17 protein-coding genes are annotated in these 14,653 nt (G+C 63.5%); 12 read left to right on the forward strand and 5 right to left on the reverse strand.

Annotated features, from left to right (window positions below):
- Window positions 1–17: 17 nt before the first annotated feature.
- The 8 genes from ccoN (at window position 18) to ccoS (ending at window position 7,872) form a co-directional block, all read left to right on the forward strand.
- Window positions 18–1,640, forward strand: coding sequence for a cytochrome-c oxidase, cbb3-type subunit I (gene ccoN / locus ACVW1C_RS21685; RefSeq protein ID WP_456763136.1), 1,623 nt, complete (start codon window positions 18–20; stop codon window positions 1,638–1,640).
- An 8-nt stretch (window positions 1,641–1,648) separates the two neighbouring features.
- On the forward strand, window positions 1,649–2,383 hold the full coding sequence (ccoO, locus tag ACVW1C_RS21690) for a cytochrome-c oxidase, cbb3-type subunit II (protein ID WP_456760150.1): 735 nt from the start codon (window positions 1,649–1,651) through the stop codon (window positions 2,381–2,383).
- A 10-nt stretch (window positions 2,384–2,393) separates the two neighbouring features.
- Complete coding sequence (locus ACVW1C_RS21695) at window positions 2,394–2,558, forward strand: cbb3-type cytochrome c oxidase subunit 3 (RefSeq protein ID WP_050402627.1); 165 nt, start codon at window positions 2,394–2,396, stop codon at window positions 2,556–2,558.
- Between the two features lie 6 nt (window positions 2,559–2,564).
- Entirely contained in the window at window positions 2,565–3,437 is an 873-nt protein-coding gene (gene ccoP, locus ACVW1C_RS21700; protein WP_456760151.1) for a cytochrome-c oxidase, cbb3-type subunit III, read from the forward strand.
- 96 nt (window positions 3,438–3,533) lie between these two features.
- Window positions 3,534–4,991 (forward strand): cytochrome c oxidase accessory protein CcoG, encoded by a 1,458-nt coding sequence (ccoG, locus tag ACVW1C_RS21705; RefSeq protein ID WP_456760152.1) that lies wholly within the window; start codon window positions 3,534–3,536, stop codon window positions 4,989–4,991.
- A gap of 15 nt (window positions 4,992–5,006) precedes the next feature.
- Complete coding sequence (locus tag ACVW1C_RS21710) at window positions 5,007–5,507, forward strand: FixH family protein (protein ID WP_456760153.1); 501 nt, start codon at window positions 5,007–5,009, stop codon at window positions 5,505–5,507.
- 11 nt (window positions 5,508–5,518) lie between these two features.
- On the forward strand, window positions 5,519–7,705 hold the full coding sequence (locus ACVW1C_RS21715) for a heavy metal translocating P-type ATPase (RefSeq protein ID WP_456760154.1): 2,187 nt from the start codon (window positions 5,519–5,521) through the stop codon (window positions 7,703–7,705).
- A complete protein-coding gene (gene ccoS / locus ACVW1C_RS21720) occupies window positions 7,705–7,872 on the forward strand; it encodes a cbb3-type cytochrome oxidase assembly protein CcoS (RefSeq protein WP_176533342.1) in 168 nt (55 codons plus the stop codon). The genes ACVW1C_RS21715 and ccoS overlap by 1 nt, the downstream gene beginning before the upstream one ends.
- Here the strand turns inward: ccoS and ACVW1C_RS21725 are convergent.
- The 3 genes from ACVW1C_RS21725 to ACVW1C_RS21735 form a co-directional block, all read right to left on the reverse strand.
- Complete coding sequence (locus tag ACVW1C_RS21725; RefSeq protein WP_456760155.1) at window positions 7,854–8,030, reverse strand: hypothetical protein; 177 nt, start codon at window positions 8,028–8,030, stop codon at window positions 7,854–7,856. The two genes, ccoS and ACVW1C_RS21725, sit on opposite strands and share 19 nt — an antisense overlap.
- Window positions 8,031–8,032: 2 nt before the next feature.
- A complete protein-coding gene (locus tag ACVW1C_RS21730) occupies window positions 8,033–8,278 on the reverse strand; it encodes a hypothetical protein (RefSeq protein ID WP_456760156.1) in 246 nt (81 codons plus the stop codon).
- A gap of 396 nt (window positions 8,279–8,674) precedes the next feature.
- Window positions 8,675–8,959, reverse strand: coding sequence for a hypothetical protein (locus ACVW1C_RS21735; protein WP_456760157.1), 285 nt, complete (start codon window positions 8,957–8,959; stop codon window positions 8,675–8,677).
- Between the two features lie 149 nt (window positions 8,960–9,108).
- On the opposite strand from ACVW1C_RS21735, the gene ACVW1C_RS21740 reads away from it, so the two are divergent.
- A complete protein-coding gene (locus ACVW1C_RS21740) occupies window positions 9,109–9,588 on the forward strand; it encodes a MarR family winged helix-turn-helix transcriptional regulator (protein ID WP_456760158.1) in 480 nt (159 codons plus the stop codon).
- Between the two features lie 9 nt (window positions 9,589–9,597).
- Window positions 9,598–10,545 (forward strand): helix-turn-helix domain-containing protein, encoded by a 948-nt coding sequence (locus ACVW1C_RS21745; protein ID WP_456760159.1) that lies wholly within the window; start codon window positions 9,598–9,600, stop codon window positions 10,543–10,545.
- A gap of 60 nt (window positions 10,546–10,605) precedes the next feature.
- Here ACVW1C_RS21745 and ACVW1C_RS21750 read toward each other — a convergent pair whose 3' ends face one another.
- Complete coding sequence (locus ACVW1C_RS21750) at window positions 10,606–10,779, reverse strand: AMP-binding enzyme (protein WP_456760160.1); 174 nt, start codon at window positions 10,777–10,779, stop codon at window positions 10,606–10,608.
- 171 nt (window positions 10,780–10,950) lie between these two features.
- Between ACVW1C_RS21750 and ACVW1C_RS21755 the strand changes: the two genes are divergently transcribed.
- Window positions 10,951–13,215, forward strand: a complete 2,265-nt coding sequence (locus ACVW1C_RS21755) for a spermidine synthase (protein ID WP_456760161.1) — start codon at window positions 10,951–10,953, stop codon at window positions 13,213–13,215.
- Window positions 13,216–13,356: 141 nt separating this feature from the next.
- On the opposite strand, the gene ACVW1C_RS21760 is transcribed toward ACVW1C_RS21755, so the two are convergent.
- Window positions 13,357–13,617, reverse strand: coding sequence for a hypothetical protein (locus ACVW1C_RS21760; protein WP_456760162.1), 261 nt, complete (start codon window positions 13,615–13,617; stop codon window positions 13,357–13,359).
- A 164-nt stretch (window positions 13,618–13,781) separates the two neighbouring features.
- Here ACVW1C_RS21760 and ACVW1C_RS21765 point away from each other — a divergent pair, with 164 nt between their 5' ends.
- Entirely contained in the window at window positions 13,782–14,597 is an 816-nt protein-coding gene (locus tag ACVW1C_RS21765) for a tripartite tricarboxylate transporter substrate-binding protein (RefSeq protein ID WP_456760163.1), read from the forward strand.
- The last annotated feature ends 56 nt before the right edge of the window (window positions 14,598–14,653 follow it).

Here is a 14,653-nt window from a genome sequence, read left to right on the forward strand (position 1 = left end):
CTTCCGTTTCAAAGTCGATGACGATGGGCGAAGCCGGCTTGGTGTCGGTACTCGCAGCTTCTGCCTTCGTCAGCTTTCTCGGCGCGGCGATGGGGCACGATGCGGCGTTCAGCTTTCACGCGTCGCTTGCTTGCGCCGTCAGCCTGATCTCCGTGATCATGATCGGCAATCGCTACCTTGCCCGTCCGGCGCAACTGCCTCCGGCGGAGATCGGCGGGCGCCCCAATTACAATCTCGGCCCGATCAAGTTCGCCTCGGCCATGGCGATGTTCTGGGGCATCGCGGGTTTCACGGTGGGTTTGATCATCGCCATGCAGCTGGCCTGGCCGGCGCTTAACTTCGATCTGCCCTGGACGACGTTCGGTCGCCTGCGGCCGCTGCATACGTCGGCCGTGATCTTCGCGTTCGGCGGCAACGTCCTGATCGCAACGTCGTTCTATGTCGTGCAGAAGACCTGCCGCACGCGCCTTGCAGGCGACCTGTCGCCCTGGTTCGTCGTGGTCGGCTACAACTTCTTCATCCTGATCGCCGGCACGGGCTACCTGCTCGGAGTCACCCAGTCGAAGGAATACGCCGAGCCGGAATGGTACGCCGACCTCTGGCTGACGATCGTCTGGGTGACGTATCTGCTCGTGTTCCTGATGACGCTGGTGAAGCGCAAGGAGCCGCATATCTTCGTCGCCAACTGGTTCTACCTGGCGTTCATCATCACGATTGCGGTGCTCCATCTCGGCAATAACCCCGCGCTGCCGGTCTCTTTCCTCGGCTCGAAGTCCTACATCGCCTGGGGCGGTGTGCAGGATGCGATGTTCCAGTGGTGGTACGGCCACAATGCGGTCGGTTTCTTTCTGACCGCCGGCTTCCTGGCGATCATGTACTACTTCATCCCGAAGCGGGCGGAGCGTCCGATCTATTCCTACCGGCTTTCGATCATCCATTTCTGGGCACTGATCTTCCTCTATATCTGGGCCGGCCCGCATCACCTGCACTACACGGCGCTGCCCGACTGGGCGCAGACGCTCGGCATGACGTTCTCGATCATGCTCTGGATGCCGTCCTGGGGCGGTATGATCAACGGCCTGATGACGCTGTCGGGAGCTTGGGACAAGCTGCGCACTGACCCGGTGCTGCGCATGATGGTGGTGTCGGTCGCCTTCTACGGCATGTCGACCTTCGAAGGCCCGATGATGTCGATCAAGGTGGTCAATTCGCTGAGCCACTATACCGACTGGACCATCGGCCATGTGCATTCCGGTGCATTGGGCTGGGTCGGCTTCGTCTCGTTCGGCGCACTGTACTGCCTCGTCCCGTGGCTGTGGAATCGCCAGCTCTACAGTCTGAAGCTCGTCAACTGGCACTTCTGGATCGCGACGATCGGCATCGTGCTCTACATTTCCGCGATGTGGGTGTCGGGGATCCTGCAGGGCCTGATGTGGCGTGCCTACACCTCGCTCGGCTTCCTCGAATACTCCTTCATCGAGTCCGTCGAGGCCATGCATCCCTTCTACATCATCCGCGCGGCCGGCGGCGCGCTGTTCCTGGTCGGCGCCCTGATCATGGCCTTCAACCTCTGGATGACGGTTAACGCCGGCCAAGCCAGCGAAACCGAGGGCGCCGGTGCTCTCCAGCTTGCCGAATAGGTCACGATATGTCTCTCTGGAACAGACACAAGATCTTTGAGAAGAACTCGATCATCCTGATCGTCGGCATCCTCGTCGTCATTGCGATCGGCGGACTGGTCGAGATCACGCCGCTGTTCTACCTGAAGAGCACGATCGAGGCGGTCGACGGTGTGCGGCCCTATACGCCGCTCGAACTTGCAGGCCGCAACATCTATGTCCGCGAGGGCTGCTATCTCTGCCACTCGCAGATGATCCGCCCGCTGCGCGACGAGGTCGAGCGCTACGGCCACTACTCGCTGGCCGCCGAGAGCATGTATGACCATCCGTTCCAGTGGGGCTCCAAGCGCACCGGACCAGACCTTGCGCGCGTCGGCGGTAAGTACTCCGACGACTGGCACGTCACGCACCTGATCAATCCACGCTCGATCGTCCCGCAATCGGTGATGCCCGGATACCCGGCGCTCGCCAGGACGGAGCTCGACCCATCGGACGCCGCCGCCCATCTACGCACGAATCGCGCGGTCGGCGTACCCTATACCGACGAGCAGATCGCCAACGCGGCCGCCGATCTCAAGGCGCAGGTCGACCCCGACAACCCCGGCTCCGACGCGTTCCAGAAGCGCTATCCGAAGGCGGTGGTCCGCAACTTCGACGGCAAGGCCGGCAATCCGACCGAACTCGACGCGCTGATCGCCTATTTGCAGATGCTCGGCACGCTCGTCGACTTCAAACTCTACAACGAAAAAGCCAATCTGCGCTGAGGGCACGAGCATGAAAGCGATCATTCAAGTCGAGAATTTTGCGTCGAGCCTGGTCGGTACACTTTGGACCCCGGTCTTTGTCGGGATCTTCATCGCCATCGTCGTCTACGCGCTTTGGCCCCGCAACAAATCTCTCTTCGATGCTGCAGCCCGGATGCCGCTGCGGGAGGACTGACCGATCATGAGCGAGCACAATGAGATCGACCGCGTTTCCGGCCGCAGCACGACCGGTCATGAGTGGGATGGCATCAAGGAACTGAATACTCCGCTGCCGCGGTGGTGGGTCCTGACATTCTATGCAACGATCATCTGGGCGATCGGTTACTGGGTCGTCTATCCGGCCTGGCCGCTGGTCTCAGGCTACACCACCGGTCTGTTCCAGTATTCCACCCGCGCCAGTGTCGCGACCGACCTTGCCGATCTCGAGAAGCTGCGCGGCGAGAAGATGGCGGTGCTCGGCAACGCGTCGCTGGCCGACATCGAGAAGGATCCGGCCCTGCTGGCGCTGGCTCGTGCCCGCGGCAAGACCGTGTTCGCCGACAATTGTGCGCCGTGCCACGGCAGCGGCGGCGCCGGCGCGAAGGGTTATCCGAATCTGAACGACGACGACTGGCTGTGGGGCGGCTCGCTTGACCAGATCATGCAGACTATCCAGTTCGGCGCACGTTCCGGACACGCAAAGACCCATGAAGGGCAGATGCTGGCGTTCGGCCGCGACGGTGTCCTCAAGAAGGACGAGATCGTGACCGTCGCCAACTACGTGCGCTCGCTTTCCGGTCTTTCCACCATGCCGAAGTTCGACCCCGCTGCCGGAAAGAAGATATTCACCGAGAACTGCACCAGCTGCCATGGTGACAGCGGCAAGGGCAACCCGGAGCTCGGTGCGCCGAACCTGACGGATCAGATCTGGCTCTACGGCTCCGACGAGGAGACGCTGGTCGAGACCATCACCAATGGCCGCACCGGCGTCATGCCGGCCTGGGTCGGTCGGCTCGACCCGGTCACCATCAAGGCGCTGACGGTCTATGTGCACTCGTTGGGGGGCGGCAGGTAGCCGCCACTGCGAGGGCGTCCGGGTTCATTGACCGAGGTCAAACCCGGACCTGGTGCGGGGATGTAGGTTTCAACGAGAGCCTCATTCGAGCAATCCATGAACAAGCCCGTGCCCCCTGATAAACTCATAGCCGACGAAGACGGGCCGCTTTATGCGCCTCGCAAGAAGGTTTTTCCCCAGAGCGTCTCCGGCCGATTCCGTTCGATCAAATGGCGGCTGATGGCCGTTTGCCTCGGCGTTTACTATCTGCTGCCCTTCGTGCGTTGGCATCGGGGCCTCGGCGCGCCCGATCAGGCGGTCCTGATCGATTTTCCCAACCGCCGCTTCTATTTCTTCTTCATCGAGCTGTGGCCGCAGGAGGTCTACTACTTCACGGGCCTTCTGGTGCTGGCGGCGTTCGCCTTGTTCCTGATGAACGCGCTCGGCGGCCGAATCTGGTGCGGTTATCTCTGCCCGCAGACGGTCTGGACCGATCTGTTCTATGCGGTCGAGCGCCTGGTCGAAGGCGACCGTCGCGCACAGATGAAGGCCGATGCCGGGCCAATGACCGTAAAGCGCGCCGGTCGCCGAGTGCTGAAGCACGCGATCTGGTTGATGATCGCGTGGTGGACCGGCGGCGCATGGGTGCTCTACTTCGCCGATGCGCCGACACTGGTGCGCGATCTGGCGACCTTTCAGGCACCGACGATCGCCTACCTCTGGATCGCGATCCTGACCGCGTCGACCTATCTGCTGGCCGGCTATATGCGCGAGCAGGTCTGCGTCTATATGTGCCCGTGGCCGCGGATCCAGGCCGCATTGACCGACGAATGGGCGCTCAACGTCACCTATAAATACGATCGCGGCGAGCCGCGTTGCTCGGTGAAGAAGGCGTTCGACATCCGAGCGCTCGGCGAGAAGGCCGGCGATTGCATCGATTGCAACCAGTGCGTCGCCGTGTGCCCGACCGGGATCGACATCCGCGATGGCGCGCAACTCGGCTGCATCCAGTGCGGCCTGTGCATCGATGCCTGTGACGCCGTCATGACCAAGGTCAGCCGCAAGACCGGTCTGATCGGTTACGATAACGATATCAACATTCAGCGACGCCTTGCCGGCAAGGAGGAAATCTTCAAGCCCGTTCGCGCTCGCACAGTCGTCTACGCCAGCCTGATCACCGTGGTCTGCGCGGTGATGCTTTACGCGCTGATGTCGCGAACCCTGCTCGACGTCAACGTGCTGCACGACCGCAACCCGATCGCGGTGCGTCTCAGCGACGGCGCGATCCGCAATGGATACACGCTGCGCTTCCTCAACAAGCGCGGCTTCGATCGTGTGATCGCGATCGACGTCGATGGACCGGCCGATGCGAAGTTGCACGTCATCGGTGCGGACTCGGTGACGCCAGACCGTCCGATGATCGTCCTCGGCCGTGATACCACCACCGAACTTCGGGTGCTGGTGACGGCACCGCTAAATGAAAAAGCGGAAAAGTCGGTGCCGGTCACGTTTCGCGTCACTGACATCGGTCTCGGAGAGGTCGCCTCCGCGACCGACCACTTCGTCCTTCCATAACGATGGAATCTAGCCATGGCAGCCTCAAGTCCAGTCGCGCGACCCATCACCGGACGTTTCGTCCTGATCACGACGATCGCGTTCTTCGCCGTCGTGATCAGCGTGAACATAGTCATGATGCGCCTCGCCATCACGACTCTTCCGGGCACCGAGGTCGACAGCGCCTACAGTGCCAGCCTCGCCTATCAGCGCGAGATCGACGCAGCCAGGCAGCAGAACGAGCGCGACTGGCAGGTCCAGGCGCATATCGATCGGCGGCCCGATGGAAGTGCCGCAATTGCACTTGAGGCGCGCGATCACGCTGGCGAGCTCCTGACGGCATTGAATTTCCTTGCTCGGCTCGAACGCCCGATCGATCGTCGCGCCGATCGGGCGATCGAGATCAGCGAGACCGGCCCCGGCAGCTATCGCGGCCGCGCCGAGGGCGTCGCCGCGGGGCAGTGGGACCTCGTGATCGAGGGCGACGCGGATGGCCGCCGCATGTTCCTGTCGAAGAACCGAATCGTCCTGAACTGAGGGCGCATCTCATGCAGGCGGATATCGATTTCTCACATTATCTGAAGAGTGCGGGCGCCGGGCTCATCCATCTCGATCTCGCGGTGGAGGGCATCAATTGCGCGGGCTGCATGGCCAAGATCGAGCGCAATCTGTCAACCATACCGGACGTCACCTCGGCTCGCGTAAACCTGACCGACAGCCGTCTGGCGCTGGAATGGAAGGCGGGTGCTCTTGATCCGGCGCTGTTCGTAAGCCGGCTCGCTGAGCTCGGCTACAAGGCCTATCCGTTCGAGCGGAATGACGCCGAAACGCTGGATGCGCAGCGAGCCCAAGGCTTGTTGCGACGGCTGGGCGTCGCCGCCTTTGCCGCGATGAACGTCATGATGCTGTCGATACCCGTATGGTCCGGCAACGTCTCCGACATGCTGCCGGAGCAGCGCGATTTCTTCCACTGGCTGTCGGCGCTGATCGTGCTGCCGGCCGCAGCCTATTCGGCGCAGCCTTTCTTCTCGTCGGCGCTGTCAGCCCTGCGAGCGCGCGGCGTCAACATGGACGTTCCGATCAGTATCGGTATCGTGCTCGCGCTGGCAATTTCGGTGATCGAGACGATAAATCACGCCGAACACGCCTATTTCGATGCCGCGATCATGCTGATCGCGTTCCTGCTCGCCGGTCGCTACCTCGATCAGAACATGCGACGGCGTACTCGGGCGTTTGCCGGTAACCTCGCGGCGCTGAAGGCGGAGACCGCGACGAAGTTCATTAGCCCAACCGAGATCAGAACGGTCCCGGCAGCTGCGATCCGCCCCGGCGACATCGTGCTGCTGCGGCCCGGCGAGCGCTGCGCGGTCGACGGCAATGTGATCGATGGCCGCTCGGAGGTCGATCAGAGCCTGATTACGGGCGAAACCTTGCCGGCGATGGCGGCGCCCGGCAGCGCCGTGTTCGCGGGCACGCTGATCCGTTCCGGCACATTGCGCGTCCGCGCGTCGGCGGCCTCGGGTGGCACGTTGCTGGATGAGATATCCCGGCTGCTCGATCACGCGCTGCAGGCGCGCTCGCGCTATCTTCGCCTGGCGGAGCGTGCATCGAGGCTCTACGCCCCGGTGGTGCACGCGACCGCGTTGCTGACGATGCTGGGCTGGCTGGCCTATGGCGCGAGTTTTCATGACTCGATCGTGACGGCGATTGCGGTCCTGATCATTACCTGCCCCTGCGCGCTGGGGCTCGCCATTCCGGCCGTGCAGACCGTTGCATCGGGTGCGCTGTTCAGTTCGGGCGTGCTGCTCAATGCCGGCGATGCGATCGAACGCATTGCCGAGATCGATCGCGTGATCTTCGATAAGACAGGCACGTTGACGCTGCCCGAGCTCGATGTCGCCAATCTCGCGAGCATTCCCGACGACGTCATCGAGCTTGCCGGCCGGCTGGCCCTGTCGAGCCGTCACCCGGTCGCGGCCGCCGTGGCGCGCGCGGCCGGCGCCGCCGCGCCGCTGCCGGGTATCGAGGAAGATCCGGGGCAGGGCGTCCACGGCTACCACCAGGGTCAGCCGATCCGGCTTGGCCGGCCGTCGTTCTGCGGTGCCGACAGCCTCGCCAACGAGCTTCTGCATCGCGACCCTGAGTCCTCCGTCGTCGCATTCAGCCATGGCGACACCAGGCACGTCTTCGCCGTTCGCCAGAAGCTGCGGGCCGACGCGGCTGACGTTGTCTCGGGTCTGGAACGGCTCGGCCTGGCGGTCGAGATCGTTTCCGGGGACCGCGAACCCGCCGTTCGACTCGCGGCCGAGACGCTCGGCATCCATGAATGGCGCGCCGGGGTTTCTCCGGTCGACAAGATCGCCCGGATCGAGGAACTGGCGCGTCAGGGCTGCAAGGTGCTGATGGTCGGTGACGGCCTCAACGATGCGCCGGCGCTAGCCGCGGCGCATGCCTCGATGTCGCCGGTTAGTGCGACCCATGTGAGCCAGGCGGTCGCGGATGCGGTCTTTCTCGGCGAACGCCTCGCGCCGGTGCGGACAGCGATCGTGGTCTCGCGCAAGGCGCTGCGCTTGATGCGGCAGAATCTCTGGCTTGCCGTGGTCTACAACGTCCTTGCGGTTCCGATCGCGATCGCAGGCTTGGTGACGCCGCTCATCGCAGCGGCGGCGATGTCCGGCTCGTCGGTGCTGGTCATGCTCAACGCGATGAGGGCGCGGGGGCGGGGGACGGTCTGATGGAAGTCCTGGTCTATCTGGTTCCGCTCGCCCTTGCGCTCGGCTTCGTCGGGCTGCTGGGCTTTCTATGGTCGCTGAAGAGCGGCCAGTATGACGATCTCGATGGCGCGGCGTGGCGAGCCATTGCCGACGACGAACCCGCGAACGATCAGGGTCCGTCCAAATAGTGAAAATAGACCAGCGAGACTGCCGAGACGACAGTCAGCGCCGTGCTGGCGAGCGCCAGGATCAGCGTCCAGTCGGGACGCCGCTGCGACGGAGAAGCACGTGACCGCAGCAGCAGCAGCACCGCGACCAGCCGATTGATGGCGGCAAGGCGTGGCATGGTCAGCAACAACTCATCGGCGGGACGTCGGGCTGCCAGTAGCGCCAGTGGGTCGGCGCCATCGCAATGGGCTGCATGGTCGCGGCATCGAACCATCCACCGCCATGCTTGAGACAGGGGAAGCCTAGCCTGTGCTGTTCGACGTCGATCACGGCAATCTCGACCGCGCAGTCGACCGGGGCGGTCGCGATGTCCCGCCACCCGAAAAGGGTGAGCCAGCGGAACAGTGAGGGGAATGTTCGACGCATGCCGCGAAGCCTCTGACTAGAATGAGCAATGATCGCACGCCCGATCGCCGATGCATTGATGTGGCTCAACCGAGAGCAGGTTGGCAGCAAGGAGGTCGACGTTGCTTGATACAGGTCGACTACCGGAAACGCGGCGTATTCTGGAAATGACCGATACGCAAGCGACGCAGCGTGCATCGCAGCCCGGCAGGATGTATCCTGCCAGGCTGCGTCATCGGCGGTCCCGAGGGCAGGTCGGGCCGCTCAATGATCGGTGATCGCAGTCGCTTTCGACGCTCATCGGAATGGCGCGTTTTCTCTTTAGTCTAGATGTCCAACGGTCGTCGGCATCGCGGCAGCAAGCGGATGAGCAGCGGGAGGGGCGGCTCCCTCCGAGCCGAACCGGGCGGCCAGCGCTCAGATATCGCCGAGTCTGCGCCAGGCGAGGTCGATCAGCGTACCGATCCGCGTGGATTGCGCCTGCAATTGTTTGCGATTCTCCAGATTGTCGATCTTTTCGATCGCGATCGATGTTCGGGCATGAGTGATCTGAAGTGCGAAGACCGCCTCTTGTAGCGCCTCGCGCGCATTCTGCCGGTGAACACTCCAAAGCTCAAACGGATCGATCGGCGCTGCTCGGCATGCCAGCGACGGCGCGGGGCGGTGACGCTTACGTCGATCAAGGTTCGCGATGTCCGGCATGGTGGTTCTCCCTTGGCGTGTGCTCGGTGTCGATGTCCTTTCGGGGGAATATTGAGGGCACCGTCTTAATTGCTTGATCAATACGATTATCGGAATCCGGCAAATTGCGGGAATTTAATACCAGTATATGCATATAACGCAGGTGCGCGATGAAGCAGGTTGTGTCGCCAATGCCCGAGGAACTAGCCGTGGTGGGTAGTTGCTGCGCCGCATTCAATGTCCGGAAGGCAAGCCGCGTGATCACCCGGCTCTATGCCGAGGCCTTCGCGCCGGTCGGGGTGGAGCCAACGCAATTTATGTTGCTCGTTGCCTGCGCGCGGCAAGAGACTGTGACCATGGGAGCACTTGCGAGGAGGATGTCGATGGACCCAAGCGCGCTCGCACGCAACATCACGATTCTTGAACGTCGCGGTCTGGTGAGGATCGCGCCCGGAGCGGACCGTCGCGTGCGCGACATCTCGATCTCCGCCAAAGGCAGGAAAACCTTGTCGCGTGCACTGCCGCGCTGGCGAGAAGTACAGGCGAATTTGGCCGAACGGTTCGGCGAAGATAGCTTCCGGTCGGCAGTCGAACTGATGAAGGGAATTGCGCGCGCGGGCGAGGCCCTGCTGGATCATCCGCTCTCGTAGGAGGTCACGATGCCCGTCCGCTGGCTCGATCCGTCGCCGGTGCTGCGTGTCGAGCGCTTCAGCAGCTTCGACGAATTCCGTCCCAACGATGTTATTGGCGGAATGAGAAGTACGCCGCTGGACTCGTCGCCCATCTCGGCTTCGCGGAGTATTCTGGCGCTTCCCGACTGCCTTCTCGTGCTGCAGCGATCTTTCGCCCGGCGAATGGAGGGAGATCTCGGAGCAAATCGCGGGGTTGGGGTCGTCATTCCTCTGGCCTTCCACGCAACGATGAACGGGACCGAGGTCGGCAATTCCACGATCGGCGTCATTCGCGGCCAGGCGCCTGTCGATGTCCTCGAACGGCATGCAAACACCTATCTCATGCTGCGCTTCCGCTCCGACATGAGCAATCGCGGGTGGGCCGACTTCGACAAGGGAATCGAGCTGTTCCGGCTGGCGCCGGTCAAGATGCTGGCGATACGATCGGCAATTCTGGACATGTTTTGCCTGGCTTCCAACTGCACGGATCTCGGGGAATTCGAGCTATTGAGCGGAAGGCTGCAGGAAACGCTTGTCGCCGGGCTCGACAGCGCCCTCGTCGAGGACAGTGTCAAGCGGGCGCCTCCGGGCTCGTTCGACCGGCATCGGAAGCTGGTTGAACGCTTGGATGAACTGGTGGCCACTTTGGGACAGGCCGACCTCTACAGCGCTAGTCTCGCGCAGACGCTCGGCGTTTCCGTTCGTACGCTCCAGACCGCCGTACAGCGCGTCTTTGGCGTTAGCCTGCATCAACATTTGCGGTCGAAACGCATGTGGTCGGTCCGCAAGCTCCTCGTCAAAGGAGGCCCGCTCGTTACCGTGACCGCGGCGGCGCGGGCCAACGGCTTCTGGCACATGAGCGACTTCGCGAGATGTTATGGCCGAGCATATGGCGAGATGCCGTCGGAAACCCTCTCACGGGTACGAGGGTTCTAGGTCGGCGGAGCCGGCGTCTGGCTGGCGCCGTCAGCCGGTCGGGGCAAGTTCACTGCAGCGTCAGTCCTTGAGCAACCGCCGCAACAGCTTGCCAGCCGGTGAGCGCGGCAACTCCGTAACGAAGCTGACGTCGCGCGGTACTTTGTAAGGCGCCATGTTCCGGCGCGCCCATGCCACGAGCTGGGCGGTGTCCAGTTCGGCACGCGGGACCGGGACGATGGAGGCCTTGACCACCCCGCCGGTAATGGCTCAATTGGTGGGTTCCCAGCAGGTCGACGATTGCTTTGTCATTCAACAAGATTGCCGGGCCTTTCTCTGCCACCGATAGACGCTCCCTGAACTCCGATTAACGCTTGCTTAGGCGCGCCTAATCTACCCTGAAGCACGGATTGCAGGGATCAACCAGTGTCACTTTTCGAGAACGCGCCGGAGCGCACGCTCCCAGAGGTATCGCGTTCTGCCGATGAAACGCGCCTGCTGCCGGTCCTCAGCGTGGCGACGCTGTTCGTATCCGCGCTACTGCTGTTCCTGATTCAGCCGATGTTCGCGAAAATGGTGCTGCCGAAGCTCGGTGGCGCGCCCTCGGTCTGGTCGGTGGCGATGGTGTTCTTCCAGGCCGTCCTGCTCGCCGGCTACGCCTATGCACATCTGCTCAGCCGGTTGTTCGGGCCGCAGCGCGCGGGGCTCGTCCACCTGCTCCTGCTCGCCGTCACGGCCATGACCTTGCCGATCGCGATCGCGCCCAATTGGGGGGCGCCACCCGCCGATGGAACCGCGCTCTGGCTGTTCGGGCTGTTCGCTGCGTCAATCGGCCTGCCGTTCTTCGCGTTGTCCGCGAGCGCCCCCTTGCTGCAGAGCTGGTTCGCCGGAAGCGGCCATCGCGATGCAAGCAATCCGTATGTGCTCTATGCCGCGTCGAATCTTGGCTCGTTCGCGGCCCTATTTGCCTATCCTGTCGTTATCGAGCCACTCCTGGCGCTGAATATGCAGGCGAGCATCTGGTCGGTCGGCTTTGCGGTCCTCGCGCTGCTCGTCACGGCGGTTGCCTTCATGCTCGGACGAGGCGATGGCGCCGCGAAGGCGACGCCGTCGCCAGAGACACCGGTCGTCAGCGCGGCCGACAGGCTGCAATGGATCGCGCTTGCGGCCATTCCGTCTGGGCTGGTCATCGCGGTGACCGCGTATCTGACGACTGACGTCGCGGCCGCGCCCTTTCTCTGGGTTATTCCGTTGGCGCTCTATCTGTTCACTTTCGTTGTCGTGTTCCGCGATCGGCCGTGGATCAGCCACGCGACCGTGGTGCGCCTCGTTCCGTTCGCCGTGGCCCCGCTTGCGATCAGTCTGGTCGGCGCCAAGGTGTTCTGGTTCACGACGATCGTGCTCCATCTCGTCGTGTTCGCGCTGTTGGCGCTGCTCTGTCATGGCGAGCTTTATGCCCGGCGCCCGCACCCGCAGCGGCTGACGGAGTTCTTCCTCTGCACCTCGCTCGGCGGCGTGCTGGGCGGCGCCTTCGCGGGGCTGCTGGCGCCGCAGATATTTTCCGGCAATTACGAATATCCGATCCTGATCGCACTCGCATTGCTGGCACTGCCCGGCATGTTCGCAGGCGGTGCGCGCCACGCGCTGATGAAGGCGTCGCCATGGCTGGCGGTGGCGATCGCGCTTGCCACGGTCTGGTACGTGACCCAACTGCAGCTTCCGGCCTCCTTCGAGCTGCCGTTCCGGGCCTTGCTGGTCCTGCTGGCGGCCGGCATGATATTTTTGCGCCAGCGGCCGGTGTCATTCGCCGGATTGGCGATCGCCGGCCTGATGCTGACGACGTTCTGGCGTCCCGGCATGGCCCCGATCGAGACCGCGCGCAGCTTCTTCGGGGTCCACACCGTGGTCGACCTCGCGGACGGCCGCGCGCGGCTGCTGTTCCACGGCAACACGATGCATGGCGCAGAGCGGTTGCGGAACGACGACGGCACGCCAGTCTCCGGCGCGCCTGAGCCTCAGAGCTACTACTACCCGGGCAGCCCGCTTGCCGAAGGGATCGCGGCGGCACGCAGCGTCAAGGGAAGCCTCGAGCGGGTTGCGGTGGTCGGTCTCGGTACTGGTTCGCTCGCCTGCTACCGTGGCGGCGAAGAGGACTGGACATTCTTCGAGATCGATCCCGAGGTGATCCGGATCGCGAGCAATCCTGCCTTCTTCACGTTCCTGTCGCGCTGCGCGCCGAAGGCCAGCCTCGTGCTCGGCGATGCGCGTCTCACACTGCAGGCCTCACCTGATCGCTACGACCTGATCGTGCTGGACGCCTTCTCGTCCGATAGCATTCCGGTCCACCTGCTGACGCGTGAAGCGATCGCCGGCTATGTGTCGAAGCTGGCGCCGCACGGGGTCATCCTCGTGCACATCTCCAACCGCCATCTCGATCTCGCGCCGATCATGGCGAATATCGCGCAGTCCCAGGGGTTGATCGCACTCTTCAAGGAAGGACATCCCGTCGGCGACGTCATGACCACGCTGAGGACGGCGTCTCGGGTGGTGATGCTTACGCGCATGCCTGACGATGTCGGCATGGCGGCCCGGCATTGGGCCGCCATGTCGCCGGATGCGGCCAGCGCACTCTGGACGGACGACTACTCGAATCTCCTTGGTCCCATGCTGCGGGCGAAGCTCGGCTCCTGACGCTGTCATGGCAAACAGCATCGGCGCCCCGCGATAGGGGCGCCGATATGTAGGCCAGGCCGCTCGGCGTGCCCGGTCACGGCGTGCCGATGCAAGCCGTTTGGTGCGTTGTGCCGCTGGAGGGAATGCCCCTTTGCGGCTCTATTTTATCTTCAAGGCCTCGACACCTTCGTCACGGACCGCCTGGAGGCTGCGCGGATTGAGGTCGAGCGCATGGAGGATCGTCGGCGCGATCTGGGTGGTGAAGGTCGTCTCCTCGACGACCCTCGCATGCTTGATGCGCGGCGAAGAGACCAGCAGCAGCACGTTGCGATCGTCGTTGGAGAAACCGCCATGCTCGGCGAGCTTGCTGCCGCCGGTGCAGATGACGCCATGATCGGTGATGGCGATGAAGTCCGGCACCCGGCTGTTGTGGAACGGATCCTCATAGAGCTTGGTCAGTTCGTCGCGGTCGAGCAGCTTCTGGATATGCAGATCGGCGGCGTGGGCCAGGATGTAAGCCTTGGCATCTGCGTAGTAGGGATGGCGTCGCCGGATTGGTCGCCTGCTGCAGTTCCGGCGAATATATGCGCAATACGCTCGGCCATCCTGTCATCATCGAGAATGTCACGGGCGCCTCCGGTACTGTCGCGGGCCTGCGCGCCTCGCGCGCGGCGCCGGACGGCACCACGATCACGATCGGACATTGGGGCACGCATTGCCTCAATGGCGCGATCTATCAGCTGCAATATGACGTGCGCGAATTCGCACCGATTGCACTGGTCGCGAGCGGACCGCAGCTCATCATCGGGCGGCCCGATCTGCCGGCGGCAAATCTGAAGGAGCTGATCGCCTGGCTCAAGACCAACGGCGACAAGGCGACCGCCGGCACCGCGGGCCCGGGTTCGGGCGCGCATGTCGCGGGCGTGTTCTTCCAGCAGCTGACGGCCACCCACTTCTCGTTCGTGCCGTATCGCGGCGCCGGCCCCGCGCTGAACGATCTGATGGCCGGGCATATCGACATCATGTTCGATCAGGCCTCCAACTCGCTGCCGCAGGTGAAGAGCGGCACCGTGAAGGCCTTTGCGGTGACCGCGTCGTCGCGGCTCGCATCGGCACCCGAGATTCCGACCGTCGACGAAGCCGGACTGCCGGGTCTCTACATCGCCTATTGGCACGGCATCTGGGCGCCGAAGGGCACACCGGCCGATATCGTGTCGACGCTGTCGAAGGCGGTGATGTCGGCGCTCGCCGAGCCCGTCGTTCGGCAACGCTTCGCAGAACTCGGGCAGGAGATCCCGTCACCGGAAAAGCAGACCCCCGCCGCGCTGCGCGACCATCAAGCCGCCGAGGTCGAGAAATGGTGGCCGATCGTCAAGTCGGCCAACATCACGGCGGAATAACTTCCAGCACAACGCTCCGTCAAACTCAGGGGAACCGCGACAGGCGGTATCCCGTG

It is taken from the genome of Bradyrhizobium sp. USDA 4011 (assembly GCF_054063415.1).

Excerpts from the sequence above, each read along its gene's own strand:
- ccoG (WP_456760152.1), top strand. The coding sequence starts at position 3,534 with ATGAACAAGCCCGTGCCCCCTGATAAACTCATAGCCGACGAAGACGGG.
- ACVW1C_RS21765 (WP_456760163.1), top strand. The coding sequence starts at position 13,782 with ATGCGCAATACGCTCGGCCATCCTGTCATCATCGAGAATGTCACGGGC.
- ACVW1C_RS21710 (WP_456760153.1), top strand. The coding sequence starts at position 5,007 with ATGGCAGCCTCAAGTCCAGTCGCGCGACCCATCACCGGACGTTTCGTC.
- ccoO (WP_456760150.1), top strand. The coding sequence starts at position 1,649 with ATGTCTCTCTGGAACAGACACAAGATCTTTGAGAAGAACTCGATCATC.
- ACVW1C_RS21735 (WP_456760157.1), bottom strand. The coding sequence starts at position 8,959 with ATGCCGGACATCGCGAACCTTGATCGACGTAAGCGTCACCGCCCCGCG.
- ACVW1C_RS21715 (WP_456760154.1), top strand. The coding sequence starts at position 5,519 with ATGCAGGCGGATATCGATTTCTCACATTATCTGAAGAGTGCGGGCGCC.
- ccoS (WP_176533342.1), top strand. The coding sequence starts at position 7,705 with ATGGAAGTCCTGGTCTATCTGGTTCCGCTCGCCCTTGCGCTCGGCTTC.
- ACVW1C_RS21695 (WP_050402627.1), top strand. The coding sequence starts at position 2,394 with ATGAAAGCGATCATTCAAGTCGAGAATTTTGCGTCGAGCCTGGTCGGT.
- ACVW1C_RS21730 (WP_456760156.1), bottom strand. The coding sequence starts at position 8,278 with ATGCGTCGAACATTCCCCTCACTGTTCCGCTGGCTCACCCTTTTCGGG.
- ACVW1C_RS21725 (WP_456760155.1), bottom strand. The coding sequence starts at position 8,030 with ATGCCACGCCTTGCCGCCATCAATCGGCTGGTCGCGGTGCTGCTGCTG.
- ccoN (WP_456763136.1), top strand. The coding sequence starts at position 18 with ATGACGATGGGCGAAGCCGGCTTGGTGTCGGTACTCGCAGCTTCTGCC.
- ACVW1C_RS21740 (WP_456760158.1), top strand. The coding sequence starts at position 9,109 with ATGAAGCAGGTTGTGTCGCCAATGCCCGAGGAACTAGCCGTGGTGGGT.
- ccoP (WP_456760151.1), top strand. The coding sequence starts at position 2,565 with ATGAGCGAGCACAATGAGATCGACCGCGTTTCCGGCCGCAGCACGACC.
- ACVW1C_RS21745 (WP_456760159.1), top strand. The coding sequence starts at position 9,598 with ATGCCCGTCCGCTGGCTCGATCCGTCGCCGGTGCTGCGTGTCGAGCGC.